Source organism: Bradyrhizobium pachyrhizi (genome assembly GCF_029714545.1).
Taxonomy (GTDB): Bacteria; Pseudomonadota; Alphaproteobacteria; order Rhizobiales; family Xanthobacteraceae; genus Bradyrhizobium; species Bradyrhizobium pachyrhizi.
Map to the genome: position 1 here is coordinate 6,407,192 of NZ_CP121667.1, position 22,929 is coordinate 6,430,120.

Consider the following 22,929-nt stretch of genomic DNA (forward strand, 5'->3'; position numbering starts at 1 on the left):
AGCTATCGCAAATAGCTTGCCAGATTCATGCTCTGGATCTTGGAGATCGCCGAATAGGACGCCGTCAGCTGCGCCTGATAGGTCGAAAGCTGCGCCGTCACGGCCGCAACGTCGACACTGGTGAGGTCCGTCGACAGCGTCTTCGCAAAATTCTGATAGTCGCTCTGGTTGGTGCTGGCGGTCTCAATCTGCGACGCCACGGTCGACAGCTTTGCCTGCACGGTGGATGTGGCATCCAGCGCACTGCTCGCAAGGTCGAGCGCCTGCGAGACGTCGCTCGACGACAGCGTCGTGCTGTTGCCGACGTATTTCAGCAGCCGCATCACCTGCTCGAACGCCGGATTGTCGGCGGTGACGCCGTAGGAGATCGACTGGCTGTCCGACACGCGCACGGACGCGATCTCGCTGTCGCCCTTGTAATAGCTGGTGTCTGATGTCGTCAGCGATCCGGTGCCGGTGTCAAAGCTCGACAAATCCGCCGGCGCGGTGTCAGTGCGGGCGCCGCTGAAGACATATTCACCGTCATACTGAGTGTTGAGCAGCCCCTGCATCTGCGCCATGGCCTGCCGGGCATAGTTGATCACCGATGCCGTCGCCGTGCTGCTGCCGGTGGTGGCCGCGCTGAGCTGGGTCCGCAGCTGCGTGATGATGTCGGTCACCGAGCCGACCGCCGAATACATCACCTGCACCTTGTTATCCGCGAGTTGGCTGGCATCGATATAGGACTGCGCACGCGTCACCGAGACCTGCAAATTGATGACGCGCCCGGCGCCGGAACCATAGCCGCCGAAATCCTCGGATTGCAGCCCGGAGGACTCCTGCACCTGCTCGTTGGCCATCACCGCTTGCACCCGCAGCGCGCTTGATATCATCTGGTCCGACTGAGCAAAGGTGGCAACACGCATCATCATGACGACGGCCTCGGGCTCAGCTGGCACTCATCGCGGTCATCAGCGCCGAGAACATGGCGTTGATCGCGGTAATGATCTGGGACGCGGCGGCGTATTTGTTCTGCAACGCACTCAGATTTGCGGATTCCTCGTCAATGTTGACGCCGGACTGCGACGACAGCGAATTCGCATAAGTCGACTGCGCGGTTTGCTTGGCGGTGTAGGCCGCCGACGCCTGGGTCGCCTTGCCGGCGACGTTGGCGACGATGGCGGCCGCGTAGTCCGTGAAAGAGCCGGTGGTCGCGCCAAGACCGCCCGCCATACCGAAATTGGTCGCCCCCGTCAGCGCGCTCGAGAGCGCGTTCACCACCCTCGCCGAGCCCGGCGACAGCACCGAAGTTCCGACGGTCAGAGTGGATGACGCATCGAGCGTCGCCGTTGGCAGCCCCGCCGTGCCGTTCAGAATGTCGCTGCGCACGGCGATGTCGGACGCGCCGGTCCCGGTGATCAGGTCGTTGAACCCGAAGTAATCCGAAAAGCCTTCGCCCGAACTGCCGACCGCGCTCGTCATCTCGTTGATGGCGACGCCGTTGCCCGATCCGCTCGCCGCGATCGTCAAATGTCCATTGGCATCGATCGAGGCTGACAGCCCCAAGATACCGTTGATCGCGGTGGCGAGATCACCGACCGTAGCGTAGGACGACAGATCGAGGTCCTGGTAGGACACGAGGTTCCCGCTCTTGTCCGCAACCGCGATGCGCACCGTGCCGGTCGCCGACAGCGGCGTCGTGCTGCTCACGGTGCCGGTCCCGGTCAGGCTCGCCGGCGGCGGCACCGACGTGCCCTGGTTCGACACCGCATTGACGCTTGCGGAAAGCTGCCTGGCAAGCTCATCGAGCTGCGACTGCGCCGCCGGCAGCGTCTGGTCGCGCAGCGTGATCAGCGCGCTGACCTTGCCCGAGGAGATCTGCGAGGTGATGTCGACGCCGTTGACGGTGATGCCGCTGAAACCGCTTAACGATCCCGCGCTGTAAGTCGTCGACGCCGTGACGCTGGGCAGCGCCGTATAGCTCAGCGGATGCGCCGTGCTATCGACCAGCGCCTGTCCCGATCCGGTATAGACCTGCAGATCGCCGGTCGACGTGGTGAAATAGCTCACATTCATCATCGACGCGAGATCCTGCAGCGCGCTGTTGCGCTGGTCCTCCAGATCAGCCGTCGATTGTCCGGCCGCCGCCTGCTGCTTGATCTGCTTGTTGAGGTCGGAGATCTGCTGCAGGTCGGAGTTGATGTCGGTAACCGACGACGCGATGTCCTGGTCGGCATTGGAGCGCAGCGTCTGGATGCCGCTCGAGGTCTGTTGCAGCTGCGTCGTCACCGCCGCAAGCGCGCTGACGGCGTTCGATTGCAGCGACGCGCTGCTCGGCGTGCTCGCCAGCGACGACAACGCCGACTCAAACGCCGCGATCGTGTTGGCCAGCGAGGTTCCCGTCGTGGAGCTGTCCGAGCTCGATGTGCTGCCATAGAGCTGCTGGAGCTCGGTCAGAAAGCTGTTGGTGGTGTCGGCGGCGCCGAGATCGGAATCGGCCCCGACCAGCGACTTCAGGAGCAGCTTGTCGACCGCGCTGCTGATCCCCGTGATCGTGACGCCGGTACCGACACCGGAAGTGACGCTGCTGCTCTGATTGGCGGTCTTCGCGGTATAGCTCTTGGTGTCGGCATTGGAAATATTGGCCGAGGCTACGCTGATCTGCACCTGCGTGGCCGACAGCCCGCTGAATGCGATGCTTCGTGCAATATCGAGCGAGGACACGGCCTACTCCCTCCGGCGCCGGCCCGATCAGGCCCGCACATTGGTGCCATAGGACATCGCCGGCGTGACGCGACGGCCGCCGGCGCCATAAGGCGACACGTTGGCGATCTGCTCGCGGATCGCCTGCATGATTGCCTCGATCCTGCGATTGCTGGCATCGATCGCCGCACGCAGCCGCATCACGTTCTCATCCATCGCCATGCGCAGCTTCAGGATCCGATCCATCAGCTGCTCGCGCAGCACGCGATCCTGGACGTTGAGATTTGCCGTCTTGCCGACCGCCTCCGCCACACATTGCTCGAACAGGGTGGCAAGTCGGTGCTTCTCGTCGACCTGCTTCAGCCGCGAGGCCGGCAAGCCCTTGGCGAGCTCGACATTCTCCTCGTTCACGATCGCGATCAGATTGTCGATCAGCGCGATCAACGACCTTGCGCGCTCGTCATTGCCCGCGGGAATGATCTTGATGTTGCGTTCCGGTGTCATGTCATCGCTCCCGTTCAAGCTAGTGTCCGCGACGCAGGGCGCGAACCGATTGTGCGCTGCGTCCATACGCGGTGATTGCCGTAACCCGGACCGCGGCCCGGTTGAGTTCCTGGTCGAGCCGCGCGCATTCGCGCATCAGCTGGTCCCGCAACGTTCCGACATCGTCGAGCAACGCACGGAGCTGCGCCCGGTCGTCCGGCCGGACCGAGGCGGCCTTCGCCTGCAGCCGCTGAAGCTTGACCAGCAAGCGGTCATTCCACTTCTCGGTCATCATCGCGACACCGCCGAGATCAGCGTATCGAACATCTTATCGACGGTGGTGATCACCTGCGATGCCGCCGAATAGGCCTGCTGCGCCGAGATCATGTTGGAGAACTGACCGCTGGTGTCGGTGGTGCTCGATTCCAGTTCGCTGCCGTAGATCGTACCAGCGCCGTTGCTGCCCGACGTCTGCAGCGTGGCGTTGCCGGACGCTGCCGTCGCGGAGTACATGCCGTCGCTGGCCGCGCTCAATCCGTTGGGGTCGCTGAAGGTCGCGACCGCGATCTTGTAGATTGCGATCGTCTGCCCGTTGGAGTAGGTCGCGTCGACCACGCCGCCCTTGCCGATCGAAATGCTGCTCAGCTTGCCATAGGGCAGACCGTCCGACGTGATGCTCGTAAGGTCGACGGCCGGCGTGGTCTCGCCTGACGAATACTGCGTGAGGCCATCGGTCTTGCCAGCCGTACCGAGATTGAGCGTAATGGAGCTGTCGGCCGCGCCATCTGTCCAACCGGTCACCGAGATGGTCGGCGGGCTCGGCACCGTCGATTTGAGTGAACCATCGCTATTGAAGGTGATCGCTACCGTATCGGTGATCGCGCCGGCACTGGCCGTCGTGGAGTCCGATGCGAGCTTGGGCTGCTCGAAGCTGGCCTTCCAGGTGTTGTCACCAGTCTTTTCCCAATCGATCTGGATCGTGCTCGCCGTGCCAAGCGAATCGTAGACTGTCATCGAGCTATTGAAGGTCGCACCGACGGCGGCATCGGCCGGCAGGTTCGCAGCGATCGTGGTCTTGGTGGTGGCGCTGCCGCTGGTGGAAGCCACCTGCGTATTGATCGGACCAAGGCTCGCGGCGGAGGCATTGCCGATGATGTTGCCGTCGGCGTCGGTACGCCAGCCCTCGAGGTAATTGCCGTTGTTGACGAGGTAGCCCAGATTGTCGGTGGTGAACGCGCCGTTGCGCGTATAGGAGGTGGTGCCGCCGGACGTCGCGTTGGTGGTGACGAAGAAGCCGCTGCCCTGGATCGCGACGTCGGTGGCGTTGGTGGTCGCGGACAGCAAGCCCTGCTGGGTGATGTTGGCGCGGCCCGACACCGTGACGCCGCCGGACGTGTATGAGGTGGCGCTGTTTGACGCGGTCACCAGATCCTGGAACATCGCCGACGTGGTCTTGTAGCCCGTGGTGTCGGCGTTGGAAATGTTGTCAGAAATCATCGCCAGCGACTGGCTCTGCGCATTGAGCGCCGAGATCGCCGAGGAAAGAGCACCAGTGAGACTCATGATATTACTCCGGAAGCAATCAGGACGTGACGCCGATAATGTTGGCGGCGCTGACGGGGACGCCGTTCACGAGCAGCGAGGGCGTCGAGCCGGAGGCATCGATGCCGGTCACCGTTCCCGTCATCGTGGTGTAGCTAAGCAGCGAGTTTCCGGCGGAGTCGGTCGCAGTCACCTGAATCGAGTACTGGCCGCCGTCCTTGAGCTGGGTGCCGTCGGAGGTCTGACCGTTCCAGGTGAAGGTGTTGGAGCCGGCGGTTCCGGTCCCCTTGCCGCTCCACACCGTGTTGCCCGAGGAGTCCTGGATCGTGATCGCGACGTTGGACGCGGCCGAGGTTAGCGAGTAGCCGAACGTCGCCGAGCCGTTGGTCAGCTCCGCCGTGTTCGTCTTCGCCTCGACGGTGTGGCCGATATAGTTGACCGAGTTGAGCGTCACGAGGCTCGAGAACGAGCTCGCCAGCGACGTCATGCTGGCGTTGGTCGACTGCTGCTCGGTGAAGTTGGCGTAGGAGGTGAGCTGGTTGATGAAGTCGGTCGTGCTGGTGGCGTTCAGCGGATCCTGGTTTTGCAGCTCGCTGACGAGCAGGTTGAGGAAATCGGTCGAGCTCATCCCCATCGACGCACTCGACGACGCGCTCGACGTGGTAGAGGTTGCAGCAGAGGTTGCCGAGGAAACGGTCATGACAAGGCTCTCTTCGCCGCGGAATGCGCGACGGAACGCGGTGGAACATTGGGGTCGTGATGTCGTTCGTAGATAAAACGGATGGCGCGCCGATTTCAGGCGCGGATTCATCCACCCGGAATCACTTGATGAATCGGCAGAAATTGCCGTGTCCGTGGCGGGTTCGTAGCTCGCAGGCGTGCGCAAGCATCTCGCCGCGAAAGCACGCGCGGAGCCGCAACGGCAATGCGGAGCGTTTTAGAGCGAAAGGCTGATCGGCAGATCCGCCTCACCGAGCATCAATGCCGGCGGCGTCAATGCGGGCAACAGGCAGAGGGCCAGCAGCAGCGCAGGCAGCACCTTGCCTTGCTGTGCGGATTGGTCCGGTGCTTGGGCATCGTTCGGCTGATCGTCAGCCGAGGCAGGCCCCGAAGCGGGCTTCTGGGGCAAGTTCGCCGCCGCGGTCACGATGCGGTCGGCAAGACCCTTGGGTGCGCGAACCGGCGGCGCCGCGAGCGCGCGGCGTACCGCGCTCGCCTCCTCAAAGAGCGTCCGCGCCTCGGCCGAGGATGCCAGGAGCTGGGCGGCGCCAAGACGTTGATCGTCGGGCCAGCGGGACAGATCCTCCCCCAGCCGGTCGATCAGGTCTTCGAATGTCGCAACGTCCATCGCGCGCGCAGATCCAGCCTCGTCGCCAAGGCTGTCATAAAGCATTCGCGGGACGGCGGAAATCAATTTCCGCCGCTGTCGCATCAGGTCCAGCATGGTGCTCGCCGGGCGGCTATTTTCCCCAACCAGGGCGCCGGCCCAGGCCCCTTGCTGCGCCGGCTAACCGCCCTCGCCGGGTGATTCGCTGGTCTCTCCGGGCTCAGCGGCCGGCGGCTGATTCGAGCGTCTTGTCGAGTGCCCTAGCCTTGGCGGCTTTGCCGGCGGTCGCCTCGACGAACTTCCAGGCGTCGCGCAGTTCCGCCAGGCTCGCGATGATGCGCCGAAAATTCTCCCTGGCCTGCGGCCGGCCATAGGAGCGCAGGCACGCCATGATCAGGGCGTTATAGGTGCGGTAGAGACGATCGGCCATCGCGCCGCCACGGGTGAAGTCGAGATTGTGGCTCAGCCCGCGCAGGATCGCGGTCGCCCGCGTCAGATAGATGTGCCCTTCCTCGAAGCGCTTCGCCTCGTGCGCTTCCAGCGCCTTCTGCAACAGCGTGATCGCGCCGTCGCACAGCATCACGACCGCCTTCAGCGGCGGCACCGCCACCGCGGCGGATCGATAGGCATTGTTGGCGTGGTAGGCGGTCGCGTTCTGGGTCATTAGTTACTCGATGATGCGTCTAGGAGTGCTTTCAGGTAGCCCAGCGTGTTGTTCGCGCTTTCGATGGCCGCCTGGTAATTGGCGTACTGAACCTGCAGCTGAGCCTTGAACGTCGCCGCATTGCTCTGAATGTCGCTGACCTGGGACTGCAGGTCGGTGTCGCGCGACTGCAGGTTGGTGATCAGCGTCTGCAGCTGACCGCTGGTGCCGGAACTGGTGTGCGCGAGCTGGTAGAGCTGCGTCGCCAAACCCGACGACGATGTCACCGTGATCGACTGCGAGGTCGAGCCCGTATAGGTGAAGGCCATGCCGGCATAGATCGTGCCCGAATTGCCGATGATGGTGTTGCCGACCACCGAAAAGCCGGAGCTGTCGCCGCCGACCGAGGCTCCGGTCAGCGTACCGGTGGAGTCCACCGTGAGGTCGAGCGTGAAGGATTGCGGCGATGTGCCGGTGTTGACCACGCTGAGCTGGCTGGACGAAGTGGTGGTCTGCGCCGACAGCAGCTGAGTGACGCCGGCGAGATTTTGCGTCAGCACCGTCGACAGCGTGCCGGTAACGAGCAGGAGCTCGTTGTTCTCATTGAAGGACAGGCCGAGATCGGCCATCGTCATGCCGCCGACCGTCCCGCTGAGCACCTGCTGCAGCTGGGTCATGATATCGCGCATCGTGCTGTCGCCGAACAGCACCGCGCTTGACGCGGCCGTGCCGTCGGAATTCTGCGTCGACTGCGCGATCACCTGGTCGCGAAATGCGTTGTAGTTGGTGACGAAGGTCTGCAGCGCTGACGTGATCTGGCTGGTGTCGGTCTCGATGCTGATGTTGAGGCTGGTGCCGCTCGGCGTCGGCTGCAGCAGGTCGAACGTGACGCCGGACAGGACGTCGGAGATGTCGTTGGTGTTGCGCGTGAGCGCGATGCCGTCGAGGGTGAATTCCGCGGACTGCGACTTCTGCAGCACGTCGGTGAACGCTCCGGACGTGTCGGTTACGCCGAGCTTGTTCAGGATGTCGTCGCCCGACGTCGACGAATAGGTGATGTCAGCGGCGTCCTGTGTCCCCGTCAGCACCATCTCGTAGGACCCGCTCGACACCTGGACGATGGAGGCTTGGACGCTGGTGGTCAAGGTCTGGGCGTTGATGGTGTCGACGATATCCTGCATCGACATGCCGCTGGTGATCGAGATCGCCGTGCTGGTGCCGCCGGACAGGCCGAGCGAGAAAGTGCCGGAGAGGCCCAGCGCGGTCGAGCTGCCCGACTGCGAGGAGCCGATCACCTTCTGCGCGGTCGCGAGCTGGGTGATCTGGAGCGTGTGATCGCCGGTCGCCGAGCCGCTGTTGACGCTCATGTTGAGCGCCGACGAGGCGCTGACGTCACCGGTGGACGAGATCGTCGCCGCGCGCGTGGCGAACGCGTTGGTGGCAATCGAATTGATGATTGAGGTGCTGAGCGACGACAACCCGGTCGCCAGCGTCGAAAGCTCGGTCTGCAGCGATTGATAGGCCGTGATCTTGGCCTGGTTCGCGGTGATCGTCGTGGTGATCGAGGTCGCCGCTGCGAGCTTGGCGTTGACTTCGGCCTCGATCAGGGCATCCCAGTCGATGCTGGTCGAATTGGTCGTGCCGGTCGTTGTCACCGTGCTGGCAGAACTGGTCGACGTCGTGCCTGATGTGCTCGAGGTGGCGCTGCTAACCGTCATGTCGACACTTCCGCCGCGATAGGAATCGGGCCGGCATCATGCCGGCCCGATCGATCTTTCGAATTAGCCGAGCAGCTTCAGCAGGTACTGCGGCATCTGGTTCGCCGCGGTTTCAGCCGAGACCGCGGCCTGGGTCTTCACTTCGGCCGAAGACAGCGTCGCCTGCTCGGAGGCGATATCGACGTCCTTGATCGCCGAGTTGGCCGATTGCAGGTTCTGGGTCTGGGTCGAGATCGAGTCAGCGCTGAAGTTGAAGCGGGATTCCTGAGCACCGATCTCGGCGCGTGCGGACGAAACCTTGTCGATCGCGGTGTCGAGAGCCGTCATCGCGCTGGTGGCACTCGACAGGCTGGACACGTCGAGCGACGTCACAGACAGCGACGAGGCCGTGAGGCTCGTCAACGTGATCGTGATGGTGTCGGCCGAGGTCGAACCGACCAACACCGAGACGCCCGAGGAGAACACGCTCGAACCATCGAGCAAGCTCTGGCTGCTGTAGCGGGTGCCGCTGGCGATCGAGTCGATTTCGCCCTTGAGCTGCGTGAATTCCGAGTTGATGTAGGCGCGACTGGAATCGGCCACGGTGCCCGAGGCGGACTCGGAAGCCAGCGACTTCATGCGGGCCAGGATGTCCGAGATGTTGGAGGCGCCGCCGTCGGCGGTCTGCAGGATCGATGTCGCCTGCGCCGCGTTGGTGGCGGCCTGCTGCAGCGTCGTGATGTCGGAGGAGATGCGGGTCGAGATCGCAAGGCCCGCCGCGTCGTCAGAGGCGGAGGTGATGCGCGAGCCGCTCGACAGCTTCGACAGCGCGCTGGTTTCCTGCTGCGAGTTGATGTTGAGGTAGCGGACCGCGGAGTTCGCGGCGGTGTTGGTGGAGATTGCCGGCATGAGTAGCTCCTGTGCTGATGGGGCATGGCATGCCGCATCGTGAAGAAGAGAGGTGACGCGGATCCAGCCCCCGTCCGCCCGATCAAACGGGTCGGCCGCCGGTGGTCAGGCGCAAAATCTTCAGAAGCCGGAATTTATGGTTAGCAGTCGGTAAACGCGCCGCGCAGGTCGCGCTCGTGCCGCTTCAGCATCTCGCGCAGCTGCTGCCGTCCTCGCTTCAACAGCGACTCCACCGCGGCCACGGTCGTGTCCATGACCTCGGCGATCTCGCCGTTGCTCATGTTCTCATGGTAGGAGAGTATCACCGCGACGCGCTGCTGCTCGGGCAGCCGCTGCATCGCGACCTCCAGCAGATTGCCGATCTCGTTGCGCTCGATCACAGCGGAGGCATCGAGCTGGGTGTCGGCGACCTCGGGCACGACATCGACATTCTCGGTGCGCGGCTTACGGCGCAGATCGATGCAGCGGTTGCTGACGACGCGATAGAGCCAGGTCGAGAACTTGGCGCGGCCATGCTGCCAACGGCCGCGATGCGTCCACACCTTCAGCATCGTATCCTGCACCACGTCCTCGGCGTCGGCGGCGTTGCCGACGATGCGCAGTGCGATCGCGTAGGCGCGATCGACATGACGTTCGACCAGAGCACGAAACGCCGTCTCGTCGCCGGCGGCGAGGCGGTCGAGCAACTCCTTGTCTTCGTCGTGGATCTCGACGGTGTCGAGCGGGCCCGCATCGGCAACGGTGGGGACGTTGCTCCACGGAGCAGCCGCTTCGGTCGGCGCAACCGCGGCCGGCGTGGCCTCCACTTCGGCCGGTGCCCTCATATCAAGCGCGTAACTCATCCGCCGCTCTCCAACCAACGCCGCTGGCACACATTCCATGCGGCTTCTGAGCGTTGAACGGAGAGGTCCTGCAAACCAGGCGAACTTTTTTCGTTATTTTTCAAATGCTTAGCTGGATGTTTTTGCCGACCGCCCGGCAAAAGCTGCCGCTGCGCGGAGGCGCAGGGAAAAGTTCGACGGAGTTTGGAGCAGTCGTTCAGCATCGCCTCGCATTTCCGCGGGAGAGATCGTCGCGTCGGAAAACGCTGTTGTCACACCAACTAACGCCACGCGAACACCTGCATGCGCGGAGCATGCGAGTGATTCATCGCCGTTGGTCGCCATCTTGCATTCGACGATTGCGACTAGGCAATTTTTTCCGAATCACTGTTTCGACGTTATCGGATTTTTTGAATCTGTCAGTCGCGAAGCGCGCGTTTTCGAATCCCGCGTCAACTTTTTTGAACTGTCGCGCCTGATTTGTCTCACGCGCGCGTTCAACGCTTGAGGACTGGCGGGAATTTTGCGCATGACGATCATGACGGTCGACGCGACGCGTCGAGCGCAGAATGTTTCTGCATGTTCATTCGATGTTTTCGATACATTTCTGCTGCGCGCCTGCACGACGCCGGATGGCGTATTTGAAAGGGTTTTTCAGCGTTCCTGCATTGCTGGAAAATTTCCGAACATGTCCGCCAGTTTCGTTCAGCATCGAATCCAGGCGGAAGCGCGGGCGCGCAAAGTATCGCAGGAGCGGTGCGGCTCAACTGAAGTGCGCATCGCCGACATCTACAACTACTTTCCGTTCAGGCTGTTCGGCCTGAGCCGCGATACGTTGCAGGATCTTGCACAGCTCGAGTTCGAGACCGAACTCGAACTGTGCCGCGCCAATCCCGAAATGCTCGAGCAATATCTGGACATGAAGCGCGGCGGCTTTCGCGTCGGCTTCATTTCCGACACCTACTGGAGCACCGACCAGCTCGCGCAGCTGCTGCGTTGCTGCAGTCCCGGGCTGAGCTGGGATTTCCTCTATGCGTCCTGCGATCACGGCAGCAGCAAGAGCGAGGCGTTGTTTAAGACCTATCTCGCCGAGCAAGGCATCGATGCGGCAAGCTCGTTCCATGTCGGCGACAACCACGCCGCCGATATCAAGGGCGCGCCGTCACGGCATCCGTCCGCGCTACTACCCGCAGGCCGGCGCGGCATTGGCCTCCAAGTTTCAACGCGAGACATCGATCTTCGAATTGCTGTGCCCCAATCAGCCGTCGCGGCTCGATTGCGGCGCCCGCACGCTGCGGCGTGCGGTGACGGCGAAGAGCGAGGAGCATTCTCCCGTTTTCGATCTCGGCGTGACCGTGCTCGGCCCCGTGATGGCGGCGTTCGATGCATTCATTGCCGCGCGGCGCACCGCGCTTGCTCGCGAGGGCGCGCGCGTTGCGGTCGGATTCCTCGGCCGCGACGGCCTGCTGCCGTATCGGGTCTGGCAGGCAAACCACGGCGAGACCGGCGCCTATATCGAGATCAATCGTCGCGTCAGCCTGGTCGGGTCCGCCGATACGCTCGAACCACTGTGTGAACTGCTACGCCGGGTCGTCAGGATCGACGCGGCGACCTTTGTCGACATCGTCAAGGTGCGGCCGCCCGCCGTGATGAAGTTCTTCGCGCAGTCTCCCGACGGCATTGCGAGCGGCCGCGAACTCGCCGACGCCCTGCCCGATTTGATGGAGCCGCGCGAAATCACCGATATCGCTGCCGGCGTCCGTGGCCGTTTGCTGACCTATCTTCGCGCGCATATCCGGGATTTCGACGGCTGCACCGATCTGATCCTGGCCGACCTCGGCTATTCCGCAAGCGTGCAGAAATCGCTGCGGCGAATTTTCGATCGCGAGGGCATCCGCATCCGCCTGCACGGCGCCTATCTGCTGACGCTTGACGATGCCTTCGACGACATCGCCGATGACGACACCGCGGAGGGCCTGATCTCGGATCGCGTCGTCACGCCGCACGTCAAGCGCATGCTGATCCGCAACGTCGCTTTGCTGGAGCAGCTGTGCTGTTCTACGGAAGGATCGGCGCGGGATTATCGCGACGGCGACGTGTTGCGCGAGGGCGATCAGCGCCCGGCCGCCCAGCTGGCGCTGGCGACCGAGGTGCAATCCGGGACGCTGGCCTATGTTTCGCGCGCCCGCGAGCTGGCACCACGCTACGGATTGCAGCCCGATGCCGACCTCGCGGTCGCGGCGCGCTGGACGGCCGCCGTGCTCGGACGCCTCCTGCTGTTGCCGGACGATGATGAGCTCGCGCTGCTCGGCGGCATCAAGCATGACGTCAATCTCGGCACCCAGGCGCTGGCGCCATTGCTCGATGCCGACTTCGTCAATCATAGCATCATCGCCCGCGGCCTCATGACCGCCTGCACGGCTCCGGCGCCCCCGATGTGGCTGGCGGGCAGCTTTGCCGCCCTGTCGCCGTCGCATGCCTATCTCTACACGCTGTTCGGCGCCAATTGCCTGCCCGCGAATGTGTTCGGCGAAGCGCTGTGCGGGACGCTGCAGGTCGGTCTGTTCGATCGGAACGGCCAGGCGTCGCTGGAGGCGATCAGCGTCTATCATACCGGGCTCGGCGACCTCCGCCTGCGGATCCCGCTGTCGCGCCGGATGGCGATCGCGACCATCGCACTGCCGCTCGCCAAGCTCACCCGCGACGGGATGCTCCACGGCATCACGGTCCAATACGGCGAGAGCGCCGCGAAAGCCGCCGAGAGTTCGAACGTGACAGCGATCGCCGAGGGACGGTTCATTGATGCCGGCCTCGAACGGCGCGGCCGTCACTTCCGCGCTAGCAGTGACGACGGCATGCTGCTCATCCTTGTCGACGGCTTCGAAGACGACGTCGCCATCTACACGGTCGCGCTGACCGCCTTCGACCATGACCGCATCCTTGCGGTCGTGGACCGCGACGGCAACGGGGCCCCTCGGCCACGCTGACCTGGCGCAACGCCAAAGGGATGTCGGCAACGAGCAACGACAGCTGATTTGTCCGCCTGATCTGGCCGCCCCGCACGTAGAAGGTTAACGAGGGGTAGTGCGGGCATGATTTCGGCTGACACGGCGCAAGCGGACGGCTTGCAGACGAACTTCGACCACTTGCTGGCGGCGAACGGCATCCGGATGAGTGCTGCGCAGCGCCGGCGGCTCGCCTGGCTGTCGGAGCGGCTCGGACCCGCGATCGTCCATCAGGCCGGCTCGGTGCCGGCGAGGGACCATGGCGTCATCATCCTCGTCAAGCCGCCGAGCGGCCCCGCCGCCGAGATGCTTTACCGGTCGCTTCGCGCCGACTGCGCGGTCGTCGTCCCCTTCGGCGAGAATCCCGCCTTCGACTTCCTGAAATCCAAGCTGACCGACTTCGGAACGATCGGGCCGAGCTTCGATGGCCCGCATGAGATGTGGTGGGGCGGCCTCAATTGGCGCCCGATCGCGCCCGAGCAAGGCTCGAGGTCCGAGGCATCGCTGCGAGTGGTCTCCTGCTACCCTCGCGCGTGCGGCGACGATCATGCCCGCGCCCTCCGCGACAAGCTGGCCGAATTCCGGATCGCTTGCGATATCGCTCCGATCGACACCGCAGACGGCGCGCAGATGCGCGCAGCCGAGAAATCCGGCTTCATGCTGCGGATGTGGCAACAGCACCACGAGCCGCTGCTTTTCATCGAGGCCGACGCAGTCCTCAGCGAGCCGCCACTGCTGCCGTCATACCTTGATTGCGACATCGCGCTCCACAAATGGAACCGGTGGGAAATGTCGGCGCGCACCCTCTATCTCGGCCGTTCGCCCGCCGCCGAAGCGGTGCTGCGCAACTGGCATCACATCGCGAGTGCCTATCCCGCGGTCTGGGAAGGCTATTTGCTCGACCAGGCCTGGAGCCTGACATCGTCGCAGATGGCGCTCGACACCGTCTGGCTGCCGCGCTCATACCACGCTCCGGCCGAAGACGCCGGCACGCCCCGCCACACCACGGTCGTTCACAACCTGCCCACCGACAACAGCGATCTTGGACCGGACGCCGAATTCGGCGTCGCGATGCGGGCCGCGCGGCGCGCCAGCCGCAGCAGCGGCCGTGACGCCATGATCGTGATCCGGTCGCAGGCGGCCTCGCATGATGCGATCACAGTGATCATGCGCGATATCGCGACCAGCGACGCACGCGAAATGGCTGCCAGCATCGAGGCGGTCACCGGCGCGTTCGCAGCCGATTGCGGCGGGTTCGGCCGGCTCGAGCTCGCACTCTGCCCCTGGCAGGACGATATCCGCGCGGCGAAATCGGCCGCGAAAAGCGCGAACAACCGCATCATCGAGATCGCGCCGTGGCAGACGCTGCCGGCCGACCTGTTCCGCACCGTGGGCCAATCCGGCGATGCCGGCAGCGTCGTCGTGATGGCTGGGCAGCACGGCTGATGACGCCGGGAAGACAGAGCCAGGGAAGGACATCGACATCATGAAGACAATCATCCTTCTTACCGGCGTCGCCAATCAGCAGTTCGCGCTCACCGAACTGTTGAAGGCGCACAATCCGGCGCTGTCATTCCGCTGCGCGGTGACCGCCGAGGAGCTCGCGGCGATCGAGCCGGAGGTCTTGCGCGAGGCCCGGCTGCTGGCCTTCACCACCAGCGTCATCGTGCCGGAGCACATTCTGGCGACGCTCGGCCATGGCGCCTACAATTTCCACCCCGGCCCGCCGCAATATCCCGGCTGGGCCCCGGCGCATTTCGCGCTCTATGACGGTGCCCGCACCTTCGGCGCGACGGCCCATGTGATGGCCGCGCGCGTCGATTCCGGCCGGATCGTCGGGGTCGAGTCCTTCATCATTCCCGACAAGATCAGCGTGCGCGGGCTCGAACAGATCGCCTATGTGCGGCTTGCCCATCTGTTCTGGCGGATGTCGCGCGATCTCGCCTGCGATCCCACGCCGCTGGCGGAATTGGAGATCGCCTGGTGCGGAATCAAGAGCACCCGACAGATGTACCGCGAGATGTGCGAGCTTCCCGCCGGCATCAGCGCCGGCGAACTGGCGCGCCGGATCCGCGCCTTCCATGACGATTTCCGCGGCATCCCGCTGACCTGCTCGTTGCACGGCATCCGCTTCCAGCTCTCGACGACTGCCACGCAGCCGCCCGAGGCGCCACAGGTGGTCTCGCCGCCGCTCGCCGCGGCCTCCTGAGCAACGGCCTCAACCGCGCGTCGCACGGCCCCGGACCTCGCGGTGCCGCTGCAAGTGCGCCCTCACCGCGCGCTCCGCGGCGCGCGCGGAGCCGAAATAGCCACCGTCGAGGCCGTCAAAGGCGCGGTCAGAGGAGAAGAAGCAGAAGCCGCGGTTGTCGCTGACGACGATACCGGCAGTGCGATCCGATACTTCGATGACATAGGCTTGAGAGGTTTGGGCTTGGGACATGCGTGTTCGATCGCCGGACTACGGCGCTCCTATCTGATTGTCGGGTGCTTTGATTTACTGAAGCGATCAACAACAGACGCCGGTCGCCGCCGAGACGCAGCGATGCTGCATGCGGCTTCGCATGTCGCACATCAAGCTGCAGTGGTCGTGTCTCATTGCGGTGACCTTGGACAACACGGATATCGCGCATCAATATCCGGCCGAACCGCGCGGCGGTCAATGAAATGGCTGACCAAAGATAAGAGCCCGGCGCGACGCCTCATTCGCGGCCAGCGAGAAAACAGCACAGTTTTGGTGGTGACGGTCGTGGAGCGCTGAATTGGCCGGGTACCGTGCATCCCGATGCCCGGCCATGGTCGCTCAGGGCAGGATCGGCGGGTGATAGGCGAAGGTCGCCATCAGGATCGCGGCCAGCAGCATCACGATCGGGAAATGGATGAAGAACTGCACCGAGGTGTAGCCGATCAGATCCTTCGACTTCAGGCCGAGGATGCCGAGCAGCGGCAACATCCAGAACGGGTTGATGAAGTTCGGTAGCGTCTCGGCGATGTTGTAGACCATCACCGTCCAACCGAGATGCGCGCCGATGTCGTTGGCCGCCTTCATGATGTAGGGCGCCTCGATGATCCACTTTCCGCCGGCCGACGGCACGAAGAAGCCGAGCAGCGCCGAATAGATTCCGACCAGGAACGAGAACACGGTGGAATTGCTGGAGGCGCCGACGAACCAGTGTGCGATCGTGTCCGACAGCGTGGTGCCGCTGCTGTTCGGGACCTTGGTCAAAATCTGCGCAATGCCGGCGTAGAACGGAAACTGCAACAGCACGCCGGAGACACTCGGCATCGCCTTTGAGAACGACTCGATGAGGCTGCGCGGACGCCAGTGCAGCACGATGCCGAGAATGAGGAAGACGAAATTATAGGTGTTGAGGCCCGACAGCGTGATCAACGGATTGCCCGACTGGAACGTCTGCCACAACCAGCCGGCGGCAAGGAGCGCGATCAGGATCGTCAGCAGCGGGCTGAACTCCAGCCAGTCGCCCGGACGCGCCGGCTTCCTGGCCTCGATGCGATCATCGCCGAGCGCAACGCCGAGGTCTTCCGCCGTCTTCGCCTGCTCGGGCGCCGGCGTCGTGAAATAGCAGATCGCAGCAGAGACCACGGTCACCATCACGACGGTGACCATATTCTGCCAGGTCAGGATGGTTTCCGAGAAACCGATCACGCCGGTGATCGGCAGGAGCGATGCCGGAATGCTGCCGGCATTCGCCTGCAGCTGCGCGGCCGAGGAGGTGATACCGAGGGTGAAGCCGCAGCCGAGCCCGAGATAGCCTGCGGCGCCGGCCGCCCGGTAGTCGAGCCTGATGTCGGTGCGCCGTGCGATCTCCCGCACCAGAAGGCCGGAGAAGATCAGGCTCAGGCCCCAGTTCAGCAGCGACAGGAAGATGCTGAGCACGCCGACAAAAACCACGGCGCCGCGCCCGGTCTTCGGCACGCTGGCGAGCCGCGCCAGCACGGACGCCACCGGCGGCGACATCGCCACGACATAGCCGCCGATCGCGACCAGCGCCATCTGCATCGTGAAGGGAATCAGGTTCCAGAACCCGTCGCCAAAGGCGCGGCTGACGGCGAGCGGCGAACCGCCATGCAGGATCGCGCCGATTGCGACCGCAATCACCGCGATCAGGACGAAGACGTAGGCATCCGGAAACCAGCGCTCCGCAAACGCCACCAAGGCTTGCGAAAAGCGCGCGATGATGTTGTCCGCGACAGGTTTTCGTAAGCTCACGGTTTGATCGTGTGTTGCATTCGTCATCAATCTGATCCCCTTCCGGTAACGCGGTTACAGCCTTCAATTGTGGTTGGTCATCAAAGCGCGAGCGTGAGATCGGTCAGCGGCACGGCCTGGCAGGCGAAGCACTGTCCCTCGCTGCCATCGACAGGGCCGAGATGGGTGAACTCGCCGTCGACGACCTGAACCGCGCAGCTTTCGCATTGCCCGACACGGCAGCCGCTCGGCAGCGCGACGCCCGCCGCACCGGCCGCATCAAGCAGCGTCCCCTGCTCCGGCCGCCAGGAAAAACTCTGCCTGCTGCCCGCAAGCCGGACGGTCCGCGGCGCAAGATCGCTCGGCACCGACGGCGGCGACACGAAGCTCTCGGCAAAAATGTCGAAGCGCGGCATACCGAGCACCACCGCAGCCTCGATCTGCGCCGCGACGAAGTCCGGCGAGCCGCAGATGTAGACCAGCGGCCGGCGCGCCAACAGCGGTTTGACCTGTCCGAGATCAACCCTTCCCTTGCGCAACGAATGCGAGTCAATCGGGTCCTGCGCGAACGGCGCGGAATAGAACGTCACACGCTTCAGCCCCGGAATACCGGCTTCCAACTCCCCAAGCCGCTCGGCAAACGGATGCTCCGCGCTGCTGCGGCAGCCGTGGAGCAGCAGGATTTCGCCAACGCGATCTTGTGGGGCGATCCGTTGCAGTGTTTCAAGATGGCTGATGAACGGCGTGATGCCGATGCTGGCGGCGAGGAAGATCAGCGGCCGCGGCCCCTTCAATGGCGGCGTAAAGATGCCGCCCGGCGGCTCCAGCACGACCTCGTCGCCGAGGGCCAGGCGATGCAGACGATCCGGCATGAAGAACGGCGCGTCGCCGCTCGGTGCCTCATTGAAGAAGCGTCCCTTCACCGCAATCGACAGTGCATGCGGCAGATCACCCGATCCGGTCAGCGAATAGGCCCGCGCCTCCGTTGCGCCGGGCAGCGAGACCATCACGTGCTGGCCTGGCAGGAAGTCGGGCAGCGGACCGCCGTCAAGCGGCAGCAGGTTGAGCGCGATGACATTAGCTGCCTCGGCGCGACGCGCGCCGACCGTGAACCGCCGCTGACCGCTCCACAGGCCGCGACTGGCAACGCCGTCGCGCCTGATGTCGCAGACGATCGCGCGCAGCGGGACGGAGCCGCTGACCGGATCGCGCGCATCGTCATGCAGCACGGCATTGATGTTGCGAGTGTGGATGCCTTCCGTCGCGGAACGCTCGCGGCCGAGCGGCGGACAGTCTTCCCACCAGCCGAATTCGGCGACGACGACGCGATCGTCGAGCGCCGCATTGAGGCGCACCTTCAGGCGCACGGTGCCGCCATGCGTCTCCACCACGGCCCAGTCGTCTTCGGCAAGGCCGCGCCGCGCGGCGAGCTGAGGACTGATCTCGACGGCCGGATCGGGCGACTTGCGCCGCAGCGAGGCGACGTGCCGATAAGAGGAGTGAACGAACCAGCCGCTCTTGGCGGTGGAAAGCGCGAGCGGAAAGCGTGCGTCCGGCGCTGCCGCGAGCGGGCTGCCGACCGGCTCGACGTGGTCGGGCAAGGGATCATACCCGTGTCCTAGCATCAGCTCGGAATAAAGCTCGACGCGGCGTGTCGGCGTTGCGAATCCGGCAACCGTTCGGTCCTCGCGCGCCACGGCGTATTTTTCGTCGCGGAATATCTGCGGGAAGCGGCGGCCTTCCGGATGGTCGCGCAGATCCTCGACACCGATGCCGAGTGGCGCCAGCTGGTAGTTCCAGCCGGCCATGATGTCGCCGCCGAAGAACAAGTCGCCCATCCCGAGCTTGAGCGCGAGCGCGGCGGCGATCTCGTAATCGGCCTTCACCTCACCGACCGGCTCGACCATGCGCGGGCGAAACTGCACCGTCTCGACAGCTTCCTGCGTGATCTCGAATCCGATCTTGAGCGCATCGCGCTCCCACGGCGTGCTGGCCGGCAGCACGAAATCGGCGCTCTCCGCGGTCGGGTTCATGAACATGTCGATATGAACCTGGAATTCCAGCGCGTTCAGCGCGGCGCGGTTGCGCTCGGAGTGGCCCTGCGAGACGACGAAGTTGGTGCCGAAGGCGACCAGCGCGCGCACCCGGTAGGGCTCGCCGTCGAGCACGGCGCGGCTGAAGTCGCGCGCCGTGATCCAGCCCTTGGCCGGCGGGCCGAGCGGCAGCTCAGCAATGCCCAGCGCCTTTGCCTGCTGCTCCGGTGACAGGATGTTGTAGTCGTTGAGGGCACGGGTCGGCGGCGGCACCGGCCAGCGATTGCCACCGAGCCGATCGCAAGCGCCGGTCAGCGCATACAAGGTTGCGATCGTGCGCTCGATCGCAGTCGCGTTGGTGTGCTGGCCGACGCCGGTCCAGGAATGATAGGCGAGCCGCGGCCGGCGAGCGAGCAGCGTGTTGAATGCATCGACGTCCTCGACAGGAAGCCAGGTCAGCTCCGCGACGCGCCCCGGCGTGTAAGGCGCGGCTCGCTCGACGAGCAGTTCGAACGCGGTTGCCGTCGCTATCATCTGGCCGTCGCGTGTGCGGACCTGCAGCGTGCCACGCAGCTGGCCAGGGCTTTCCGGCGCGTAACGCGTGTCGCAAGGCACGGGCGCGCCCGACGCATCGAGACGAACGAAGGCCTCCTGCGCGCCATCCGGCCACAACGCGTCGGCGCGCAGGAAGCGTCCCGTCGCACGATCGACCAGCAGCGATCCATTGGTCCATGCGCTGACGAAATCCGCATCGAAGCTGCCGGTTGCGATGAGGTGACGGATCGCCCCCATCGCGAGCGCACCGTCGGCGCCCGGACGAATGCGCAGCCACAGATCGGCCTGCTGCCCCGAGCCGTTCGGCTTGGGATCGACCACCACGACCTTGGCGCCGCGACGCCGCGCATCGGCGATCCGCGTTGCCTGCGCGAGCCAGGTGCGCGCCGGATTGTGGCCCCACAGGATAATCGCATCCGCATTGTCGTAATCGGGAAAGCCGATGCCGCGGCCGAAGGTCAGCGCGTGCGCATAGTCCTTGTGCCAGCCGCAGATCTCGACCGCATAGATCAGGTTCGGGCTGCCGAAGCCGCGGATGAAGCGCTCGACCCACTCGAAACTGTCGACCATCGGCGTGCCGCTCGGCGTGGTGACGCCGAACGCCACCGCTTCGGCGCCGCTCTCGGCGCGGATCGTACCGAGCCGAGCGGCGATCTCGGTCAACGCCTCGTCCCACGACACCTCGATCCAACCCGGATCGGCGGCACCGCGCGGCCGGGTCCGCTTGAGCGGAACGGTCAGCCGGCGCGGGCTGGCGACGATTTCCGGCGCCGCTCTGCCCTTAGCGCAAAGCGCGCCGCCGGTCGGGTGGTTATTCAATACCTCTACACCGACAAGACGCCCGTCCTCGACCACGGTGACGGCACCGCAGCGCGAGCGACAAAGCGTGCAATAGCCGGGTAGCCGCTGTTTCACCGCCGTCTCACTTTCCGATCGCCCCATGTGACGCATTTTTGTAATGCGTTACACATTTACGTCATACGCTACCAGCCGCGTCAAGGCTAAGTAATAATCAGGGACGAATCGGAGTTCCCAACGAGAGGCGGCCACGACCACCCATGGACCAGAATTTGCGAGAACAGGTGCTGCAGCGGGTGCGGGCCGAGATCATTTCCGGGCAAAGCCTTCCGGGCACGATGTATTCGGTGCCGAGTCTCGCGGCGAGCCTCGGCGTCTCCTCGACGCCAGTGCGCGAGGCGCTGCTCGAGCTCAGCCGCGGCGGCCTGGTCGAGCCGATGCGCAACCGCGGCTTCAAGGTGGTCGAGCCGACGCTGACCGAGTTGCGCAACCTGTTCGACATGCGCGAAGTGCTCGAGCTGCACGCCGCCGTGCTGGTCGCCGCCAATCCGCCAAAGGATCTGGCAGTCGTGCGCGGCTGGGCCGACCAGATCGCCAAGGCCGTCGAGACCGACGACGTCCAGCTCTATCTGGAAGCCGACCGCAACTATCATCGCGAGTTCATCGCGGCCGCCGGCAATGACCTGCTGACCGACACGGTGATGGGCCTGCGCGACAAGATGCGGCTCTACGGCATCAGCTCCCGCGCGGGCCACGAGCGGCAGCAAGCGTCAGTGCCCGAACATTACCGGTTGATCGAGCTCGCGCTCGCCGGCGAGACCGAGGCGCTGACCGCCCTGCTCCGCACGCACATCCGCTCCTGGGAGCCGATCTTCGTCGATGCATTGCTGCGCTCGAAAGAGCATGCGCGCGAGCCCCTGCGGCAGGCCCGCGGCTGATGCGGAGCGGAGGCAGATAGCCGGTCGTGATGACCGGCTAGTCCAGAATGCTCTTGTAGTGCTCCGAGAAGACATCGCGGCCGATGATCAGCCGCATCACCTCGGAGCTTCCTGCCAGTATTCGATTGACGCGCGCGTCGGTAAACATGCGGCTGATCGGATATTCATCCATGTAACCTGCGCCGCCGTGCAACTGGACGCCAAGATCGAGCATCTTCCACTCGACCTCCGACGACATCATCTTGGCCTTGGCGCCCATGTTGCTGGTCAGGCGTCCGGCATTGTGCTCGGCCACGCAGTGATCGACATAGACCTGCACGAGATCAATTTCGGCATCCATCTCCGCCATGCGGAACTGGGTGTTCTGCTGTTCGGCGAGCGGCCGGCCGAACAATTTGCGGTCCATCACGTAAGTGCGCGTGATGTCGAACGCCTTGCGGCCATTGGCGATCGATCCGACCGCGGAGATCAGCCGCTCCTCGGCAAGGCCTTCCATGAGATAGTAAAAGCCCCTGCCGGGTTCTCCCAGCACATTGGCCTTGGGCACCTTCACATTGTTGAAGAAGAGTTCGGCAGTGTCCTGCGCCGGCATGCCCATCTTCTTGAGATTGCGGCCGCGCTCAAAACCTTCCATGCCGCGCTCGACGATCAGGAGCACCATGGCATGCTTCTTCTCGGCGCCCGCGAGCTTGGCCGCGACGATCACCACGTCGGAATTGATGCCGTTGGAAATATAGGTCTTCGAGCCATTGAGCAGGAAATGATCGCCCTTGTCTTCCGCCGTCGTCCGCATGCCGGCGAGGTCCGAGCCCGCGCCGGGCTCGGTCATCGCGATGGCCAGGATGGTCTCGCCGCTGACGCATTTGGGCAGGAACCGGTCGCGCTGCTCCTCGGTGCCGAAGCGTTTGAAGTAAGAACCGACCAAGCGGCTGTGCAGCGTGTTGAACCAGCCCTTGCAGCCCGAGCGCGCGGTCTCCTCGATGATGATCTGCTCATAGCGGAAATCCTCGTCGCCCATTCCGCCGTATTTTTCCTCGGGCCAGATCATCAGGAAGCCGAGGTCACCGGCCTTCTTGAACGCGCTGCGGTCGACGATGCCGGCTTCCCGCCACTCCTCCATGTGAGGCGTGATCTCGCTGGCGAGGAACTTGCGGTAGGAGTCGCGGAAAATGACCTGGTCTTCGGTAAAGCTGCGCATCAATCACCCAATAGCGCTCTCATGGAACCCCGCCGGCGCGCGGCGAAGCATCGGTAAAAAGTTTAGAGCGCCGGTTCTGCTGCAATCAAAA

At 64.3% G+C, this 22,929-nt stretch carries 20 protein-coding genes; 4 read left to right on the top strand and 16 right to left on the bottom strand.

Features of this window, described 5'->3' with window-relative positions; all coding sequences use genetic code 11:
- Positions 1-2 precede the first annotated feature (2 nt).
- The 12 genes from QA639_RS30490 to QA639_RS30545 form a co-directional block, all read right to left on the bottom strand.
- Positions 3-911, bottom strand: a complete 909-nt coding sequence (locus tag QA639_RS30490; protein WP_028336946.1) for a flagellin — start codon at positions 909-911, stop codon at positions 3-5.
- 16 nt (positions 912-927) lie between these two features.
- The gene (flgK, locus tag QA639_RS30495; RefSeq protein ID WP_283087935.1) at positions 928-2,703 is read right to left on the bottom strand and encodes a flagellar hook-associated protein FlgK; all 1,776 of its coding nucleotides are present in this window, start codon (positions 2,701-2,703) and stop codon (positions 928-930) included.
- A 27-nt stretch (positions 2,704-2,730) separates the two neighbouring features.
- Positions 2,731-3,186: a hypothetical protein gene (locus QA639_RS30500; RefSeq protein ID WP_028336948.1), complete on the bottom strand. Its 456-nt coding sequence runs from the start codon at positions 3,184-3,186 to the stop codon at positions 2,731-2,733.
- Positions 3,187-3,205: 19 nt separating this feature from the next.
- A complete protein-coding gene (locus QA639_RS30505) occupies positions 3,206-3,460 on the bottom strand; it encodes a hypothetical protein (protein WP_028336949.1) in 255 nt (84 codons plus the stop codon).
- The gene (flgE, locus tag QA639_RS30510; RefSeq protein WP_157345278.1) at positions 3,457-4,728 is read right to left on the bottom strand and encodes a flagellar hook protein FlgE; all 1,272 of its coding nucleotides are present in this window, start codon (positions 4,726-4,728) and stop codon (positions 3,457-3,459) included. Before flgE ends, QA639_RS30505 begins: the two co-directional genes overlap by 4 nt.
- 19 nt (positions 4,729-4,747) lie before the next feature.
- Positions 4,748-5,407 carry a flagellar hook assembly protein FlgD gene (locus QA639_RS30515; RefSeq protein WP_028336951.1) on the bottom strand — a complete coding sequence of 220 codons (660 nt, stop codon included), beginning with the start codon at positions 5,405-5,407 and terminating at the stop codon, positions 4,748-4,750.
- A gap of 237 nt (positions 5,408-5,644) precedes the next feature.
- Complete coding sequence (locus tag QA639_RS41985) at positions 5,645-6,151, bottom strand: hypothetical protein (RefSeq protein ID WP_428841079.1); 507 nt, start codon at positions 6,149-6,151, stop codon at positions 5,645-5,647.
- 103 nt (positions 6,152-6,254) lie between these two features.
- Positions 6,255-6,698, bottom strand: coding sequence for a flagellar export chaperone FliS (locus tag QA639_RS30525; RefSeq protein ID WP_016844632.1), 444 nt, complete (start codon positions 6,696-6,698; stop codon positions 6,255-6,257).
- Positions 6,698-8,395, bottom strand: coding sequence for a flagellar filament capping protein FliD (gene fliD / locus QA639_RS30530; protein ID WP_283087936.1), 1,698 nt, complete (start codon positions 8,393-8,395; stop codon positions 6,698-6,700). Before fliD ends, QA639_RS30525 begins: the two co-directional genes overlap by 1 nt.
- A 63-nt stretch (positions 8,396-8,458) precedes the next feature.
- A complete protein-coding gene (locus QA639_RS30535; RefSeq protein WP_028336954.1) occupies positions 8,459-9,283 on the bottom strand; it encodes a flagellin in 825 nt (274 codons plus the stop codon).
- 140 nt (positions 9,284-9,423) lie between these two features.
- Entirely contained in the window at positions 9,424-10,125 is a 702-nt protein-coding gene (locus QA639_RS30540; protein ID WP_157345283.1) for an RNA polymerase sigma factor, read from the bottom strand.
- A gap of 742 nt (positions 10,126-10,867) precedes the next feature.
- Positions 10,868-11,152, bottom strand: a complete 285-nt coding sequence (locus tag QA639_RS30545; protein ID WP_283087937.1) for a hypothetical protein — start codon at positions 11,150-11,152, stop codon at positions 10,868-10,870.
- On the opposite strand from QA639_RS30545, the gene QA639_RS30550 reads away from it, so the two are divergent.
- The 3 genes from QA639_RS30550 (at position 11,136) to QA639_RS30560 (ending at position 15,318) form a co-directional block, all read left to right on the top strand.
- The gene (locus QA639_RS30550) at positions 11,136-13,091 is read left to right on the top strand and encodes a hypothetical protein (protein ID WP_283087938.1); all 1,956 of its coding nucleotides are present in this window, start codon (positions 11,136-11,138) and stop codon (positions 13,089-13,091) included. The genes QA639_RS30545 and QA639_RS30550 overlap by 17 nt on opposite strands.
- 105 nt (positions 13,092-13,196) lie before the next feature.
- Positions 13,197-14,555 carry a hypothetical protein gene (locus QA639_RS30555; protein ID WP_283087939.1) on the top strand — a complete coding sequence of 453 codons (1,359 nt, stop codon included), beginning with the start codon at positions 13,197-13,199 and terminating at the stop codon, positions 14,553-14,555.
- A 37-nt stretch (positions 14,556-14,592) separates the two neighbouring features.
- On the top strand, positions 14,593-15,318 hold the full coding sequence (locus QA639_RS30560) for a formyltransferase family protein (protein ID WP_283090648.1): 726 nt from the start codon (positions 14,593-14,595) through the stop codon (positions 15,316-15,318).
- Between the two features lie 9 nt (positions 15,319-15,327).
- Here the strand turns inward: QA639_RS30560 and QA639_RS30565 are convergent, their stop codons facing one another.
- The 3 genes from QA639_RS30565 to QA639_RS30575 all read right to left on the bottom strand — a co-directional run bounded on the left by QA639_RS30565 (position 15,328) and on the right by QA639_RS30575 (position 20,819).
- Positions 15,328-15,549 carry a hypothetical protein gene (locus QA639_RS30565; protein WP_028336959.1) on the bottom strand — a complete coding sequence of 74 codons (222 nt, stop codon included), beginning with the start codon at positions 15,547-15,549 and terminating at the stop codon, positions 15,328-15,330.
- A gap of 360 nt (positions 15,550-15,909) precedes the next feature.
- The gene (locus QA639_RS30570; protein WP_051376306.1) at positions 15,910-17,364 is read right to left on the bottom strand and encodes a short-chain fatty acid transporter; all 1,455 of its coding nucleotides are present in this window, start codon (positions 17,362-17,364) and stop codon (positions 15,910-15,912) included.
- 53 nt (positions 17,365-17,417) lie between these two features.
- Positions 17,418-20,819, bottom strand: coding sequence for a molybdopterin-dependent oxidoreductase (locus QA639_RS30575; RefSeq protein WP_283087940.1), 3,402 nt, complete (start codon positions 20,817-20,819; stop codon positions 17,418-17,420).
- A gap of 143 nt (positions 20,820-20,962) precedes the next feature.
- Between QA639_RS30575 and QA639_RS30580 the strand changes: the two genes are divergently transcribed.
- Positions 20,963-21,640, top strand: a complete 678-nt coding sequence (locus QA639_RS30580; protein ID WP_018272919.1) for a GntR family transcriptional regulator — start codon at positions 20,963-20,965, stop codon at positions 21,638-21,640.
- A gap of 37 nt (positions 21,641-21,677) precedes the next feature.
- Here the strand turns inward: QA639_RS30580 and QA639_RS30585 are convergent, their stop codons facing one another.
- The gene (locus QA639_RS30585; RefSeq protein WP_028336962.1) at positions 21,678-22,838 is read right to left on the bottom strand and encodes an acyl-CoA dehydrogenase family protein; all 1,161 of its coding nucleotides are present in this window, start codon (positions 22,836-22,838) and stop codon (positions 21,678-21,680) included.
- Positions 22,839-22,929: the final 91 nt, after the last annotated feature.

Coding starts and splice junctions, on each gene's coding strand:
- QA639_RS30585 (WP_028336962.1), bottom strand. CDS start 22,838: ATGCGCAGCTTTACCGAAGACCAGGTCATTTTCCGCGACTCCTACCGC.
- QA639_RS30555 (WP_283087939.1), top strand. CDS start 13,197: ATGATTTCGGCTGACACGGCGCAAGCGGACGGCTTGCAGACGAACTTC.
- flgE (WP_157345278.1), bottom strand. CDS start 4,728: ATGAGTCTCACTGGTGCTCTTTCCTCGGCGATCTCGGCGCTCAATGCG.
- QA639_RS30565 (WP_028336959.1), bottom strand. CDS start 15,549: ATGTCCCAAGCCCAAACCTCTCAAGCCTATGTCATCGAAGTATCGGAT.
- QA639_RS30505 (WP_028336949.1), bottom strand. CDS start 3,460: ATGATGACCGAGAAGTGGAATGACCGCTTGCTGGTCAAGCTTCAGCGG.
- QA639_RS30490 (WP_028336946.1), bottom strand. CDS start 911: ATGATGATGCGTGTTGCCACCTTTGCTCAGTCGGACCAGATGATATCA.
- QA639_RS30515 (WP_028336951.1), bottom strand. CDS start 5,407: ATGACCGTTTCCTCGGCAACCTCTGCTGCAACCTCTACCACGTCGAGC.
- QA639_RS30500 (WP_028336948.1), bottom strand. CDS start 3,186: ATGACACCGGAACGCAACATCAAGATCATTCCCGCGGGCAATGACGAG.
- QA639_RS30580 (WP_018272919.1), top strand. CDS start 20,963: ATGGACCAGAATTTGCGAGAACAGGTGCTGCAGCGGGTGCGGGCCGAG.
- QA639_RS30570 (WP_051376306.1), bottom strand. CDS start 17,364: ATGACGAATGCAACACACGATCAAACCGTGAGCTTACGAAAACCTGTC.
- fliD (WP_283087936.1), bottom strand. CDS start 8,395: ATGACGGTTAGCAGCGCCACCTCGAGCACATCAGGCACGACGTCGACC.
- QA639_RS30525 (WP_016844632.1), bottom strand. CDS start 6,698: ATGACCCAGAACGCGACCGCCTACCACGCCAACAATGCCTATCGATCC.
- QA639_RS30550 (WP_283087938.1), top strand. CDS start 11,136: ATGCGTCCTGCGATCACGGCAGCAGCAAGAGCGAGGCGTTGTTTAAGA.
- QA639_RS30540 (WP_157345283.1), bottom strand. CDS start 10,125: ATGAGTTACGCGCTTGATATGAGGGCACCGGCCGAAGTGGAGGCCACG.
- QA639_RS30535 (WP_028336954.1), bottom strand. CDS start 9,283: ATGCCGGCAATCTCCACCAACACCGCCGCGAACTCCGCGGTCCGCTAC.
- QA639_RS41985 (WP_428841079.1), bottom strand. CDS start 6,151: ATGCTGGACCTGATGCGACAGCGGCGGAAATTGATTTCCGCCGTCCCG.